This is a genomic window from Acinetobacter sp. NS-4 (assembly GCF_037402435.1).
In the GTDB taxonomy this organism is placed as follows: Bacteria; Pseudomonadota; Gammaproteobacteria; order Pseudomonadales; family Moraxellaceae; genus Acinetobacter.
On the sequence record NZ_JBBEUE010000019.1, the window covers coordinates 35,057 to 50,632 of the forward strand.

Below are 15,576 nucleotides of genomic sequence, written 5' to 3' on the forward strand. Positions count from 1 at the left end.
ACGATTTTTGATTCATAAATCAGATTATTTTTTTATTATAAGAGGATTTTCTCAATGATGCGGATTGGTTTGTTCTTGCTTACCAACCTCGCGGTACTGGTTGTAGCTGGCATTATTTTGTCACTCTTCGGTGTCGGTAGTTACCATGGCGCGGGTGGCTTAAATCTAGGCAACCTAATGGTCATCTGTTTTGTCTTTGGTATGGTTGGTTCTCTCATTTCCCTCTTCATGTCAAAATGGATGGCGAAAAAAACCACTGGTACAGAATTAATTGACCCGAATGCGCCTCGTAACCAAGCAGAAGCATGGTTATTACAAGAAGTTGCACAATTGTCGCAACGCGCTGGTATTAACATGCCAGAAGTGGGTATTTTCCCTTCTTATCAGTCCAATGCTTTTGCTACAGGCTGGAACAAAAACGACGCTTTAGTCGCCGTTTCAACGGGTTTACTCGAACGAATGAACAAAGACGAACTTCGTGCGGTACTTGCGCATGAAATTGGTCACGTTGCCAATGGCGATATGGTGACTCTTGCCTTGATTCAAGGTGTCGTCAATGCCTTTGTCATGTTCTTTGCTCGTGTAGTCGGTGACTTTATTGACCGTAACGTGTTTGGTCGTGAAGACGGCGAAGCACCGGGCCTGGCTTACTTTGGTATTACCATGGTACTGGATATTGTATTTGGTATTTTGGCATCTTCTATCGTCATGTGGTTCTCACGTCAGCGCGAATATCGTGCCGATGAAGCAGGCGCGCGTTTAGCGGGTAAACAAGCGATGATTTCTGCATTATTGCGTTTACAGGCAGAATCAGAACTACCTGATCAAATGCCGAAAGAAATGAAAGCCTTTGCAATTGCAGAAGGTAAAGAACAAGGTTTTAGCCTGGCTGCTTTGTTCCAGACCCACCCTACCATTGAACAACGTGTGGCTGCATTACACCAGTTAAATTGTCCATAATCTGTTGAGATAAATGGAATATAAAAAGCCTCCGTCATGGAGGCTTTTTTTATGTGGCTGGATCTAATCTAAAAAATTGCTTAGATCAATTAATCACAGCCTATCTTTGATGAATACTTAAATTAAAACGTAAATATGCGATCCAAATGATATGTCAGCAAAACCATTTACAGCTAAATTCATAGCACTATCATCGATTGAGGTATACTCCCGCACGGCTTTAAACCTTCAAACCTTGCCACCATTGCCATAACCAACTGAACCCCAACCACATGGCAATGATTAATAAAACGATAAAAACAACACCGAACAGATCAGGAAGATGCAGCCAGATCCAGGCCACGACAGGATTCCGCCAAAAAGCAGAATATTGCTGCTTGTGCTCTAGACGTTCATGTAAAAAGGGATGGGTGACATGCGACTCACTGCGAATCTGATATTCCTCACGTATATGATCATGGACGATTGCCAAGGCTTTACGACTGGGGCGAATAAACACATCAAATATAGTTCCCAACACTGGGATAAAACCGACCACAGCATCCATCATGGCCAATCTCAGCACTGGAGCCAGCTTGCTTTGTGGCACGCCAATTTGCTTAGCCTTATAGATGGTATAGCAAGTCAGTACAAATCCGGCAACATCTCCAACCACTGGAATGGTACTTAAGGCAGCATCCGCCCCGACACCCTGCTTGGTAAATGGAATTCGAACCACCGAATCCATCATATTGGCAAATTTGGCCAAATCCCGTTCCAAACGTATGACTTCTTGCTGGCTAAGTTTTTTTGGTTGTTCAGACATCGCCTGTTCCCAAGACATGATTCATCTAAATAATTGAGATTACATCATATCTTCGTGCATTGATGTGTATTGATGTAATGAACAAGTGAGAGGAAACTACGAACTATGTACTACACAAATCCCTCAATATCCCACTTTTGCTTCAGAATATTGAGGGATTGAATTACATCAGATTATGCCTGTGGTTTGGCTTTAAACAGGGTACGAATCAGCACATACATAAAAGGAATAAAAATCAGCACCAAACAGGTCGCAAAGATCACGCCGCCTAAAACACTCACCCCGATTTCCTGACGGCTGGCTGCACCTGCACCAAAGGCAAATACCAGTGGAATCACCCCCGCACCAAAAGCCAGTGAAGTCATCAGAATCGGGCGTAAACGCAGACTTGCCCCTTCCAGAGCAGCCTCAATCACACTGCGGCCTTGCTGCTCCGCAAGTGCGGCAAACTCGACAATTAAAATGGCATTTTTACAGGACAAGCCTATCGTGGTAAGCAAGGCAATCTGAAAATAAATGTCATTTGGAAAACCGGCAAAATAGCTGGACAGGATATTACCGCCAATCCCCAAAGGAATAGCAGTTAATACTGCCGTAGGAATAGACCAGCTTTCATACAGGGCTGCTAAACACAGGAAAATAAATCCAATCGACAACACATACAACAATAAAGCCTGATTACTCGAGCGTTTTTCTTCATAGGATAAACCGCTCCATGCCACGTCTATCCCCGGGTGCTGTGCAACCAGCTGCTCAACATCACCCATTGCCACGCCCGAACTGACATCTTTGGCAGTATCGGCTTCCATTTGCAGGGCGGTATAGCCCATATAACGATTGACCACATCCGGCCCACCACTCCAGCTGACCGTGGCAAAATTGCTAAAAGACACCATCTGATTCAAGTCATTGCGCACATACCAGTATTGCAGGTCTTCAGGTTTAGAACGGAATTCAGCATCGCCCTGCATCATTACCCGTTTAATCCGGCCGCGATCAATAAAATCATTGATATAGCTGCCGCCCCATGCGCTCGCCAAGGTACTGTTTATGGTCGCTTGTGACAGGCCATTTGCCATCGCCAGTTTCTGGTCAATATTCACCTTCAATCCTGCTTTATCAGGATTCGAGCGTTTGTCCAGATTTTCAAAAGTGCGGTATTGTTTTGCCTGCTGCTGCAATTGCTTAAACTGGCTATCCAGATAGGCACGACCTTGGCCATTGATGTCACGAATCCAGAAATCCAATCCATCAGTTTGGCCTAAACCACTGACCGAAGCGGGCATGGTCACATTAATCTGTGCATTCGGATTGTTTTTAAAATGTTTTAAGGCGCGTTCCCGAATCGCTTGGGCCGAATTTTCTTTGCCGGAGCGTTCATCCCAATGTTTTAAGGCAATAAAACCCTGACCTAAATTTTGTCCCGTTCCCGCCATATTACGGCCATAACGCACCATCACCAGATTTACATTCTGTTTTTCATTGTTCAGAAAATATTGTCTAATCTGCTCACCAATTTCGGAACTTCTCGACATCGGTGCACCATCTGCTAGCTTAAACTGCACATTTAAAATGCCCTGATCTTCACTGGGAATAAAACTGGTCGGTAAAGCCCTATAAAACAAGGCAAACACACTGATCAGCGCAGCAAACAGTACCAGACAAATGGCTTTATGCTGCAGGGTTAAAGTGGATAATTGAAGATAGCGCTGCTTTAAGCCATCCAGATTCTGGTTAAACCAGACCGCCCATCGGGCAGGCTGTGGATTCGGCTTTAAAATCAGGGCACATAAAGCTGGAGTTAAAATAAGGGCAACAACCAAAGATAAAGCCATGGCAGCGACCAAGGTAATCGAAAACTGGCGGTAAATCACACCTGTTGAACCGCCAAAAAATGCCATGGGAATAAACACGGCCGTCAGTACCAGTGTAATCCCGACCAATGCCCCACTAATTTCCTGCATGGATTCAATCGATGCCTGCTGAGCCGTTAAATTTTTCTCATGCATCAGCCGTTCAATATTCTCTACCACTACAATGGCATCATCCACCAGCAGCCCAATCGCCAAAACCAGGGCAAACAGGGTTAGCGTATTGATACTCAAGCCGAGCACATACAATATCGCCATTGTTCCTAGCAGTACCACAGGTACGGTAATTGCGGGAATAAGCGTTGCGCGCCAGTTTTGCAGAAACAGAAACATCACTGCAATCACCAGCAATACCGCTTCGAACAGGGTTTTCACCACTTCCTTAATCGATTCTTTGACAAATGGCGTATTATCACGCGGATAAACCAGCTTATAGCCTTCAGGAAGCTGCTTCGAAATCTGATCCACTTCAGCCTGAATTAGTGCTGAAGTCGCTAGGGCATTAGCACCGGAAGCCAGCGAAATGCCCATCCCGGCAGAAGGAAAACCGTTGATGGTATTCATGGATTGATAATTTTCTGCCCCCAGTTCTACTCTAGCGACATCTTTTAAATAGATAAAACTGCCATCACGCGCAGATTTGACAATGATATTTTCAAATTCTGGCACCGTTTTTAAACGTGAACCCGAAGTGACTTTGGCATTTAAATACTGGTCTGCGACTGTCGGCAGATCCCCTACCGCCCCTGCTGCGACTTGGGTATTTTGGGCTTCAACCGCAGCGCGGATATCACTCGGTATTAAACTGTATTGTTTTAATTTTAACGGGTTTAGCCAGATACGCATGGCATATTGCGAACCAAAAACATCGACTTCACCAATACCGTCTATGCGTGCCAGATCTTCTTCCAGATGGGTCTGCATATAATCGGACAAGGCAATGCTGTCACTTTTACCAGTGGCATCGTACAGGCCAATGACCATGTGTGTATCACCCAGTGACTTGAATACATTCACTCCCTGACGCTGCACCTCATCCGGTAAACGATTCAGTACCCCATTAATCGCATTTTGTACCTGAACTTGTGCCGTATCCGGATCGGTGCCATTTTCAAAACTGATGTTAATGCGGCTGCGGCCGGATGAATCACTGCTGGAACTAAAATAAAGTAGATGATCAATGCCTTTAATTTGCTGTTCCAGCACCTGGGTAACACTTTCTTCCACCGTTTCCGCCGAAGCGCCGTTATAGCTGGCACTTACACTAATACGTGGCGGGGCAATATCCGGAAAGCGCTCTACCGGTAAATTCAGCATCGCAAAAATACCAAAAGCCATCAAGATAATGGCTAAAACACCTGCAAAAATCGGTCGATGAATAAAAAATCTAGACAGCATATGTCCTGGTCACTTAAAGGGTGAGATATGAAAAATTCAACTCAATCATTGAATACTTAAAATGATTTATTTGATATTGATCATCAATGACAGAAGTATAAAAGCCAACCATATTTAACAGAAAAATGAGACTTTGCCTTAAATAAGGAGAAAATATGAAGGGAATTTTTATATTAAATCGTTATCTCTTGTGACGCTTGGCTCATGGCACATATTTTTAATGTTTTTATTTCAATATTTTAATTTATTTTTTGATTAATTTTAGATTAAGCAAAATCGAATATAATGGCTCAAATTAGTCAATGTTTGAGTGCAATGAACTCTTATTCCCCTTTTAAAGGCAAAACAGGTGTTAAGCGTGTATTCAATGCCACCCAGTATTCACTGGCTGGTTTTAAGGCAGCATTTATGCATGAAGCTGCTTTTCGTCAGATCGTATTCATTAATACCATTTTAATTCCAGTCAGCTTTTTTCTGGATGTCAGTACCGTTGAACAAGCCCTCATGGTGGCTGTCTGTTTGCTGGCACTCATTGTGGAATTGTTCAATTCAGCCATTGAAGCCGTGGTCGACCGTATTTCATTAGAAAAACATCCGCTTTCAAAGAATGCCAAAGACATGGGCAGTGCAGCGCAGTTTGTTTCCCTCAGCATAATCTTTTTTGTTTGGCTGATTATTTTGATTCACTAGTTATTTTATGTCCTTAATCTAGGCGATTTAAAAGCACCTTAACGGGTGCTTTTTTTCATCTATTACCCAGAATTTTAAGCATAAAAAAACCCTGCATGCGCAGGGTTTTTTTTTGAATCAATCGGGAGGATTAGCCACCGAATTGGTTCATTGTGTTTTTAGCATCATCGTGCGCTTTAAGAGCATTGTCACCAGAGAAGATTTCTTTGTGATCATCACCGATGTCAGAACCAGCCATTGCTTGGTGTTTAACACAAGCGATTGTACCGCGGATTTCTTTACGTTGAACGCCAGCAACATAAGCCAACATACCTTCAGAACCGAAGTAACCTTGAGCAAGTTCGTGAGTAGAAAGCGCAGCTGTATGGTAAGTCGGAAGTGTGATCAAGTGATGGAACACGCCCGCTTCACGAGAAGCATCTGCTTGGAATGTACGTACTTTTTCATCAGCATCAGCAGCTAATTCAGTAGCATCATACTCAGCGCTCATTAATTTAGCGCGGTCATAAGCAGAAACGTCTTTACCTTCAGCAACCCAACGATCGTAAGCTTGTTGACGGAAGTTTAAAGTCCAGTTGAATGATGGCGAGTTGTTATAAACAAGTTTCGCATTTGGAATCGTTTCTTTAACACGGTTAACCATGTGAGCGATTTCGTCAACGTTTGGCGTTGCAGTTTCGATCCAAAGCAGGTCAGCACCGTTTTGAAGGCTAGTTACACAGTCAAGTACAACGCGGTCGATTTGAGTGCCTTCACGGAACTGGTACAAACCAGACGCTAAACGTTTAGGACGGTGAAGTTTACCATCACGTTTGATTAGGATTTCGTCTTCTTGAGCTTCTGAAATGTCGATTTCAGTTGTGTCTAAGTAGCTAATGTATTGAGAAGCGATATCGCCTGGCTCTTTAACCACTGGGATTTTTTGAGTCAAGTCAGCGCCTTCAGAGTCAGTACGTGCAACGATGATACCGTCGTCAAGACCCATTTCCAAGAATGCATAGCGAAGAGCATGAATTTTCGCGATGAAGTCTTCGTGTGGAACTGTTACTTTACCAGCTTGGTGACCACATTGTTTCGCGTCAGATACTTGGTTTTCGATTTGTAGCGCACAAGCACCAGCTTCGATCATTTTCTTAGCAAGTAAGTAAGTCGCTTCTTCGTTACCGAAACCAGCGTCGATGTCTGCAATAATTGGCACAACGTGAGTTTGGAAACCGTCGATTTGAGCAGTGATTTCAGCAGCTTTAGCAGTATCACCAGCTTCGTTTGCTTTTTTAAGCGCACGGAACAAGTCGTTTAATTCTTTCGCATCAGCTTGACGTAAGAAAGTGTAGATTTCTTCGATCAATGCAGGAACAGAAGTTTTTTCGTGCATAGATTGGTCAGGAAGAGGACCGAATTCTGAACGAAGAGCAGCAACCATCCAACCAGAAAGGTAGATGTAGCGACGTTCAGTAGTACCGAAGTATTTTTTGTTCGCAATCATTTTTTGTTGTGCGATGAAACCGTGCCAGCAACCTAATGATTGAGTGTATTTGCTAGAGTCAGCATCATAAGCAGCCATATCACGACGCATAATCGCAGCTGTGTATTTCGCAATGTCTAAACCAGTTTTGAAACGGTTTTGGATTTGCATACGCGCAGCATCTTCAGGACTGATGTCTGCCCAAGTGTTGCCGAATTTCGCTTTTAATTCGCGGATTGCATCAATCGCTGTTTGGTATGTAGTCATGATATTCTACCCTGTATATAATTTTAGGATTTCATCAATCAAAGGACTAAATCTGCAAGATATTGATTTGTTCAGATTTAGAGCGCTTCGTTGCTATGGACACAGCTTAGATTGACTGAAAAAATTAATCCAATATCCTCCAGTAATTCTCAGTATTTATTTAAAAAATATGTAGATCAAAGTCGTATTATATTTATGTTTCAAAATTTTAAATTATTGTTTTAATTTAATTTATTTGAAATTAACAAAATAGCATTTCGCTTAAAAAATATTCTTTTTGCTGTTATTTTCTTCATTAGACTTAAGTCTTGCCTCGCAACAAAAATGCTTGACCCGTTATTTTTAAGCTTATTTTTGTACATTTTTATCCCCTATCTTCAAAATACATTTGTATTTTATTTCAGCTATTTTTGCTTTTTTCAGATCATTACAGCTGTACTTTTGCAGCATATTGAAAAACCTGACCAATTTTTTTTGGATTTAGTAGACTTTACTGTAATCATTCCTGCCCAAAGCCGTTCATTGAGTGATTTTTCTATAATAATCTCGGTATTATCCCGTTTCTTTTTTCATCAATATTCCTACACAAGCCTTGTCGCTTATGGCATAATCGAAATAATTTCATGAGTTTATTTTCGGTATTTCTTTTATGAATCTGGAGCGAGTCGATCTCAATCTATTAATATATCTTGATGTACTCCTTCGTGAAAAAAATGTAACGCGTGCGGCAGAACAATTGGGTGTCACCCAACCTGCCATGAGTAACATTCTGCGTCGTTTACGTAACTTATTTAATGATCCGCTATTAATCCGTTCTTCTGAAGGGATGACACCCACAGAACGTGCTTTGGAGTTACAACCGCGTATTCGTGATGCACTTTCTGATTTGTCGATGATTCTGGAACCGCGTACCGAATTCCGTCCTTATACCTCGAATCGCGTATTCCGAATTATGACTTCGGACTATGCAGAAGCGACTTTAGTACCGCGTTTGGTCAAAGCGTTACGCTCAGAAGCACCGAATGTGGTCCTCGACTTTTTAACTCCAAGTGATGTGTCCTACCGCGACATGGAACAGGGGAAAGTTGATCTGGCCATTAACCGCTTCAATGAAATTCCGCAAAGTTTCCACCAGGTTTTGGTATGGCGTGACAGTTTTTCTTGCTTACTCAATAATAAGCACCCTGCCAGCGCCAATCTCAACCTGAAAAGTTACCTCGATGCACAGCATATTTGGGTTTCTAAAACAGGTATGGGTGTGGGTTTTGGGGTCAATCCTGAAAAACAAGCCGGTCTGGGCTGGATTGATCAGGCTTTGGAACGTATCGGGCAAAAACGCAAGATTTCGGTCTTTACCCGTCATTATCAAATGCCAGGGCTATTGGCTGCCAATGTTGATCTGGTTGCAACTTTGCCCACACGTATTGCACGTTTGCAGGCTAAAAACCAAAACTTGCTGATTAAAGACCCACCGTTCTATATTCCCGAGTTTGAATTGAAAATGGCATGGTGTCCTTTATTACACCACCATCCCGCACATCGCTGGTTACGTCAGCTGATTCTGTATGTGGCGCGTCAGATGATTGAAGAAGAAAATCGTGAGTTTTTAATGAATAATTCCCAATTTTCACACTATTAACAACGTTTTTTCTTAAATTCTTCTTTTTTAAGCTTATACTGTACTTATCTGGGTAGTAATTCCATTACTACCCACAGTTTTTTTGTGTTAAAAATATTCATAATAATGATGATCCACAGGTGGATTTGTGAGCCTCTTTCAAAATATCGTCATCATCGTCATCCTTATTGTCGGGGCAGGTTTTTTATCTTTAACTGAAATTGCCCTCGCAGGTGCACGTAAAGTTAAACTGAAAATACTTGCTGAATCGGGCGAAGAACGCGCTCAGAAAGTATTAGATTTACAGGAAAATTCAGCAGACTTTTTCGCAGCATCGCAAATCGGCTTAAATGCCGTTGCCATTCTGGGCGGTATTCTGGGTGAAGGTGCCTTCCGTCCTTATTTCCTTGAACTTGTATCCGGCTTCTACCAAGGTCCTTGGACTGAAACAATTAGCTTTACCCTCTCATTCACCTTAGTCACTTCACTGTTTATTTTATTTGCCGATTTAATGCCAAAACGTTTGGCCATGATTGCACCTGAAAAAATTGCAGTGTCGGTGATCAACCCGATTCAGATCTTTATTACCGTCTGCAAGCCTTTAGCCTGGTTTATCAATACGATTGCCAACCTGTTATTCCGCTTATTCAAGGTCAATACCACACGTGAAGACAATATCACCTTTGCTGATATCTCTGCCGTGATGGATGCTGGCGCACAAGCCGGCATATTACAAAAACAGGAACATCATTTCATTGAAAACGTGTTTGAGCTTGAAGAACGTAATGTGCCTTCGAGTATGACCACACGTGAAAATGTGGTGTTCTTTACTTTAAAAGAATCTGAATCGAGTATTCGCCAGAAACTGGCTGAATATCCTTACTCCAAGTTTCTGGTTTGCAGTGAAAATATTGATGATGTGATTGGCTATGTAGATGCTAAAGATATCCTGGTACGTATTCTGAATAACCAGTCTTTACTGCAACTTAATGAAAACACCATTCGTAATGTACTCACTATCCCCGATACTTTAACTTTATCCGAATTGCTGGATCGCTTCCGTTCTACCAAAGAAAAGTTCGCGGTGGTCATTAATGAATATGCTTTGGTGGTTGGGGTCATCACCCTGTCAGATATTATGATTACCGTGATGGGCGACTGGGTTACCCCTATTGAAGCGGATCAGCAAATTATTAAACGTGATAACAACTCTTGGCTGATTGATGGTAGCACCCCGATTGAGGACCTGAAACACGCCCTTGAAATCGATGAAATGCCGGATGAAGAAAATTATGAAACACTGGCAGGTTTTATGATGTACCGTCTACGCAAGATTCCACGTCCTGCCGACACCGTCATTTATGGCAACTATAAATTTGAAGTGGTTGATGTCGATCATTTTAAAATTGACCAACTTCTGGTTACGCGTCTTTTAAAAGAAACTGAATCTCATGACGACCTTAAAGGATCAGAGTAATCTGATTCTTTTCCTTTTAATTTAAAATAAATAAAACCATGAACTTTCCAATGACTGCCCTGCTTGCCTGCCTGAGTTTTTATTCAGGCCTTTACATGATCTATTATTTTCTCGCCCGGCAAACCCAGCCTTTAATTTTGATTCTTGCAATCGTATTGCTCATTTTGGCGTGCTGGATTACGCCTTATAGTTATGAACGAAAAAGAAAAAATTATGACTCAACCATGCGAATCGGTGAGTTATTCTGGTATCCCTTGATCAGCTGGTGGCGACTTTTTATTTGGCCTATCAGCATATTACTGGCATGGCTGTATCCATAAAGAATCGAATTAAGCGCCAAAAAAAGCACCCAAAGGTGCTTTTTAATTGTCTTTTTAAGACTAAGCGATTAAAGCATCTAAGACAGCTTGATAGTGAATGGTAATGTCTTCTTCCAGAATTTTATAAGCATTGTCAAACTGCACCATAGGCCAGCCTTCTTTCCAGAAAGGAAAAATATTATGCAGGTCATGAGTGACTACAGCATCTTCACGTACAATGGCTTGCGCAACTTGCGATAAAACCTGTGCCGTTTCGGCACCATCTATAGCTAAATAATCAATGCCACGTGCTTTTAAAATACGGATACGGTCTTTTTTATAACGAATTTTTTTGCTTTGCGCTTCGTTTAAATTCAGTGCCAAAGTCACAGCTTCAACAAACTTGTCTTCAAAGCTGGCATTTAAAGCCACCAATGCCTGTTTATGTGCTTCTTGACGACCAGCCTTACCGCCATTACGGATAATCTCTTTCGCTTCAGTATTCAGCTCATCGTCTTTCATGGACTGTAAAATGTCTAAAATTTCGATATCGCTTAAAGATTCAGGAGATTGATCAGTCATGAACTGTCCTTGGACAAAAATAAGAAAGGACTATTTTCGCATAATTCCAGACTGAATACAGGAATAAAATCAAGCTCCCGATACTGTTACCTATCACATGATTTAAAATATGGCTGAAAGCCTGATTATTGAGTGCAATATCTCCCACTCATTATGGATACATCAAATACCCATGTCTTCATGTGAAATAAGTAAAGACAAAATTTAAGTCTATATAGCGAACTGAAAATTTAGTTCAATTCAAACAACCAAATAAAGATTTATTTTGAAATGAAGGAAACAGTAAGTTGCAGGATATTTCTCTGTTAAATACTGTCAAATCCTTTATATTAGCCTTACTTTTTATGTTTCTTTAATCCTTATGATCAGCAATAAGCAAACTGCACTTTTTTTAAAACAACTTCGGGAACAATACCCTGCAGCGTTTAAAAGAAATTATTTGTTTTATAGCATGATCAAAACCAAAGGCATCTTAGACGAACTGAAAGAACTGATTCCCTGGGTTCTCGCCGCCATGATTTTCATCTCTCTTTCAATGAGTTTAAGCCCTTATATTGCTAGCCAATTTCCTCAATTTAATGCTTTTCGCGCACAAGGAATTGCCGTTCTAGCCATTATGTTGCTGTTTATGCTCTACACTCCAGTGGTTATTAAACAAATTAAACATAGCTCGACTTCTTTATATCAGCAACTTCGCCATACTCCAGTTAAACTGGCAGTTGTAATTGTGCTACAAACAGTCAATATCGCCTATATTGAAAGTACAGTTTTACAAATCATTCTATTTTTCTTTGCCTTAAGTTTTGGCTTTGTTCGTTTTTACAAAGAAAATATGTTTCGTGAAGGGACTCAAAACGAGCAATATTTTTATCTGCAAGAAACCCGCCGCATCTGCTTTTGGGCCTATAAGCAAGTTTTAAAAATTCAATTTAAAAGCCTATTCACCAGCAAGAACTCAGCTGCACGCCATACGCTGCGACAACAAGAAAAAAAGTTTATCGATCTGCATATACAGCTGATTCGTTATGAAAATGAACTGTGTAAAACCCACAAGTATGTCGATGTCGAAACCTATCTGGATAGTTTGATGTAGATTTTAAAAATAGCTTTGCTCATCTTTCAAATAAGCTCCTAACCACAAAAATTCGGTCAAAGCCCTATTTTACTGCGATAAACACATGAATTGATTGAAAAGAAAGCAAATACACGGAAAGACACTTGCCAAGTTTTATTTCGTCCACTATTATTGCGCACATGCCCGAGTGGTGAAATCGGTAGACACAGGGGATTTAAAATCCCCCGCCCACAAAGCGTGCCAGTTCGAGTCTGGCCTCGGGCACCATTTTAATACTGATTAAAATGGTGCAATAAAAGACCCAGCGATAAGCTGGTTTTTTTATGCCTGAATGATTAAGATAAATAGATTAAAAATATTCAAAAAATAAAAAAAGAATAAAAATGAAACGAATTAAACTATATACCCTGCTCCTGTTTATCCTGCTCTGCGGCTGCCTGTTTATATTGATCAGTACAAACTTGACTCATGCGCTAGAGGCTATTAAAAAACCACAAACCCAAAAGGTTTATGATTTGTTTTCTGGCACCATAAGCGAAAAACAAGGACAACTCATTTTAAAGCATTGCACTTTAGCGAAATACCCTTATCCGCTGCATTTTAATCATCCTGAAGATGAAAAGCGAATCAGAAATTTGCTGCAACAAGACCCGCACTTTTGGCTTAATCTAAGAGCAAGTGCTTATTCTGAAAATAAGGAATATCACTTAATCGTAGATGGGATAGCAGAAATTTATCCTCAGGCAAGTTGCCATCTCACCGAACTATTGTCTAATCTAGATAAGCTTTAAACATAGATTCTAACCAATAGAGAGTGACTTACCACTCTCTATTAGACACCAATTCTTCCATTTCAATATCCATATAGCCCTGATCTTGCACCACCATCATCATGGCTTCAGCAATATAATCTGCGGCAGTATCATCTAAAGATGACTCAAGATCTTCAAACTGTGGCTTCATTTTATTAATTAAAACCACTGTTTCAGCAGCAAATTGATAAATCTCAGTTTCAGATAAATCAGTTTTGGCTAATTTTTTCGCAAACTGTTGAATAAGCTGCTTAACTTCAGCCACCAGAATATCGGGATAATATTCATCATCAAACATAGGGAGAAGTAAATCTTCAAACATACAAAACTCAAAAAAGACACGCATTAAAGCGAGCCTATATAACACAAAGAAACAAAATTACCAAACCCAACCATAAATACGGGGGATACCCTCCTTCATTTAATGCATTTGAACTTTGATATTCAGCATGATTCCTAGCCCTGCAAAGTAATGGTATTACTGATCTTGTCAACATCATGTGCCTGCACAATTCAAGCACAACCTAAATCCTAAATGGATTATTTCCATACTAGCTTTTACTTTCTGTATTTATGGCTCACTACACGATCATTAGAACAATTAAAGCTGTAACCCTTCTCACCTTACAATCTAAGTTACTAATTTATTTTAAAATTTATTTCATGTAGGGATTTGGTTGAGTTTTCGATACATAGGATAGAATGGCTAGGATTTAAATAAAATCTAACTTATAAAATAAAAACATAACTTTTATAGGGAAATGTTATGAAAGCCATTTTAGTTACATTTCTTGGAATAACCTTAGCAGCATGCTCTACCACACCCACGAAAGATACTCAAAAAAATATTATTTCTGAACCCGAAGTAATAGCGGCACAACAAGCCTGGTGTAAAGCATTACTTGATATCAGTTCAACCTATGATAAAAGCGGAAAACAGGCAGCAAGTGATTTCGCAAGCAAGGTCATTGATAGCGCATATTTTTATCAAGATGGCCCTGTTTTGTTTAAACCCACATTAACCACAAATCCACAAACATTCAGAACGACAAAAGAAGGTGCTTTGTCTTATTTCGTGGGAGGAGATTCAAATTATCCTAATGACAAAGGCTTTGCCCTCGGTGGATGGCAAAAATGCGAAGTCGATAATGCAGCTATAAATATATCCGGTGACAGTGCAAGCACTTTAGGCAAAGTCCACTTTACCAATAAGAAAGGCGAAGTAACAACTGTAGATAAAACCTGGAAATTTGTAAAAGATAACGAAGGTAAATTACGAATCGTTGTTCACCATTCTTCGCTTGAGTATAAAGGCAAATAATTACCTCTTAAAGCAAAAAGGCTCGATACCTTATCGAGCCTTTTCTTGTTTATACTGCTAGATTATTCATTGCATTCCAAACTTTAATTGCATCACTCATTTCTTTAACATCATGCGCACGTACCATACAAGCACCTTGCTGAATACTAAGCAAATGCGCCGCTACCGAACCAACCGCTCGATGCTGTGCATCTGCCCCACCCAATGCTTCACCGATAAAACGTTTACGTGATAGGGCTGAAAGAATGGGATAACCCAAGTCATTTAATTTATAAAATTCATTTAATAGTTTTAAGTTTTGCTGTGCATTTTTGGCAAAACCAAAACCCGGATCAATCATGATATTTTCAGGCTTGACTCCTATCTCCAAAGCATCCTGAACCCGTTGCGACAGTTCACGGATGACATCCAGCGTTACATCCTCATATTGATCCAAATTATTCATGGTGGTGGGTTCACCACGCATATGCATAATAATCACAGGAATATTCAGCTGAGCCGCAGTTGCCAAGGCATGCGGACGTGTCAACGCACGGACATCATTCCAGATATGGGCACCTGCTTGCACAGCAGCTTTAATGACTTCAGGTTCCGAAGTATCAATTGAAATGATCACCTCATGTTTCGCCAATTCCTGCACCACTGGCATAACCCGACGAATTTCTTCCTCAACTGACACTGCTGAAGCTCCCGGCCGTGTGGATTCACCGCCCACATCAATCACCGTTGCACCATTTGCAATCATCTGCAAGGCATGAGCCACAGCAGTATCTTTAGCATTATGCTTACCACCATCACTAAAAGAGTCTGGAGTCACATTTAGAATTCCCATCACATGCGGCGTAGACAAATCTAGCTGCATTTCCCCACATTTCAGCACTCGATTGGGTAATGGTATTAGTCGCATCATGTTTCTCCTTCAAACAGTTGGGCTAT

Annotated in this window: 14 protein-coding genes and 1 tRNA gene; 9 read left to right on the plus strand and 6 right to left on the minus strand. The window is 40.8% G+C overall.

Annotated elements, in window-relative coordinates; all coding sequences use genetic code 11:
* The first annotated feature begins 54 nt into the window (after positions 1-54).
* On the plus strand, positions 55-960 hold the full coding sequence (htpX, locus tag WAE57_RS13350; RefSeq protein ID WP_086176174.1) for a protease HtpX: 906 nt from the start codon (positions 55-57) through the stop codon (positions 958-960).
* Between the two features lie 220 nt (positions 961-1,180).
* On the opposite strand, the gene WAE57_RS13355 is transcribed toward htpX, so the two are convergent.
* Positions 1,181-1,765: a DUF4112 domain-containing protein gene (locus WAE57_RS13355; RefSeq protein ID WP_337710958.1), complete on the minus strand. Its 585-nt coding sequence runs from the start codon at positions 1,763-1,765 to the stop codon at positions 1,181-1,183.
* A gap of 173 nt (positions 1,766-1,938) precedes the next feature.
* On the minus strand, positions 1,939-5,034 hold the full coding sequence (locus WAE57_RS13360; protein WP_337710959.1) for a multidrug efflux RND transporter permease subunit: 3,096 nt from the start codon (positions 5,032-5,034) through the stop codon (positions 1,939-1,941).
* A 315-nt stretch (positions 5,035-5,349) separates the two neighbouring features.
* Here WAE57_RS13360 and WAE57_RS13365 point away from each other — a divergent pair, with 315 nt between their 5' ends.
* Entirely contained in the window at positions 5,350-5,724 is a 375-nt protein-coding gene (locus tag WAE57_RS13365; RefSeq protein ID WP_337710960.1) for a diacylglycerol kinase, read from the plus strand.
* A gap of 130 nt (positions 5,725-5,854) precedes the next feature.
* Here WAE57_RS13365 and WAE57_RS13370 read toward each other — a convergent pair whose 3' ends face one another.
* Entirely contained in the window at positions 5,855-7,456 is a 1,602-nt protein-coding gene (locus WAE57_RS13370; RefSeq protein WP_086176177.1) for an isocitrate lyase, read from the minus strand.
* A gap of 649 nt (positions 7,457-8,105) precedes the next feature.
* On the opposite strand from WAE57_RS13370, the gene WAE57_RS13375 reads away from it, so the two are divergent.
* From WAE57_RS13375 to WAE57_RS13385, 3 genes are all read left to right on the plus strand, one after another.
* Entirely contained in the window at positions 8,106-9,095 is a 990-nt protein-coding gene (locus WAE57_RS13375; protein WP_086176178.1) for a LysR family transcriptional regulator, read from the plus strand.
* Between the two features lie 127 nt (positions 9,096-9,222).
* Positions 9,223-10,551 carry a hemolysin family protein gene (locus tag WAE57_RS13380; protein ID WP_337710961.1) on the plus strand — a complete coding sequence of 443 codons (1,329 nt, stop codon included), beginning with the start codon at positions 9,223-9,225 and terminating at the stop codon, positions 10,549-10,551.
* 38 nt (positions 10,552-10,589) lie between these two features.
* Positions 10,590-10,871: a hypothetical protein gene (locus tag WAE57_RS13385; protein WP_337710962.1), complete on the plus strand. Its 282-nt coding sequence runs from the start codon at positions 10,590-10,592 to the stop codon at positions 10,869-10,871.
* 60 nt (positions 10,872-10,931) lie between these two features.
* On the opposite strand, the gene WAE57_RS13390 is transcribed toward WAE57_RS13385, so the two are convergent.
* Positions 10,932-11,432: a hypothetical protein gene (locus WAE57_RS13390; protein WP_237786254.1), complete on the minus strand. Its 501-nt coding sequence runs from the start codon at positions 11,430-11,432 to the stop codon at positions 10,932-10,934.
* Between the two features lie 361 nt (positions 11,433-11,793).
* Between WAE57_RS13390 and WAE57_RS13395 the strand changes: the two genes are divergently transcribed.
* The 3 genes from WAE57_RS13395 (at position 11,794) to WAE57_RS13405 (ending at position 13,298) form a co-directional block, all read left to right on the plus strand.
* Complete coding sequence (locus tag WAE57_RS13395; protein ID WP_337710963.1) at positions 11,794-12,525, plus strand: hypothetical protein; 732 nt, start codon at positions 11,794-11,796, stop codon at positions 12,523-12,525.
* A 163-nt stretch (positions 12,526-12,688) separates the two neighbouring features.
* Positions 12,689-12,774: transfer RNA gene (locus WAE57_RS13400), tRNA-Leu, on the plus strand.
* Between the two features lie 116 nt (positions 12,775-12,890).
* Positions 12,891-13,298 (plus strand): hypothetical protein, encoded by a 408-nt coding sequence (locus WAE57_RS13405; protein ID WP_337710964.1) that lies wholly within the window; start codon positions 12,891-12,893, stop codon positions 13,296-13,298.
* A 28-nt stretch (positions 13,299-13,326) separates the two neighbouring features.
* Here the strand turns inward: WAE57_RS13405 and WAE57_RS13410 are convergent, their stop codons facing one another.
* Complete coding sequence (locus tag WAE57_RS13410; protein WP_237786251.1) at positions 13,327-13,641, minus strand: DUF5713 family protein; 315 nt, start codon at positions 13,639-13,641, stop codon at positions 13,327-13,329.
* 444 nt (positions 13,642-14,085) lie between these two features.
* On the opposite strand from WAE57_RS13410, the gene WAE57_RS13415 reads away from it, so the two are divergent.
* Positions 14,086-14,640: a hypothetical protein gene (locus WAE57_RS13415; protein WP_337710965.1), complete on the plus strand. Its 555-nt coding sequence runs from the start codon at positions 14,086-14,088 to the stop codon at positions 14,638-14,640.
* 49 nt (positions 14,641-14,689) lie between these two features.
* Here the strand turns inward: WAE57_RS13415 and folP are convergent, their stop codons facing one another.
* Complete coding sequence (folP, locus tag WAE57_RS13420) at positions 14,690-15,547, minus strand: dihydropteroate synthase (protein ID WP_337710973.1); 858 nt, start codon at positions 15,545-15,547, stop codon at positions 14,690-14,692.
* Between the last annotated feature and the right edge of the window lie 29 nt (positions 15,548-15,576).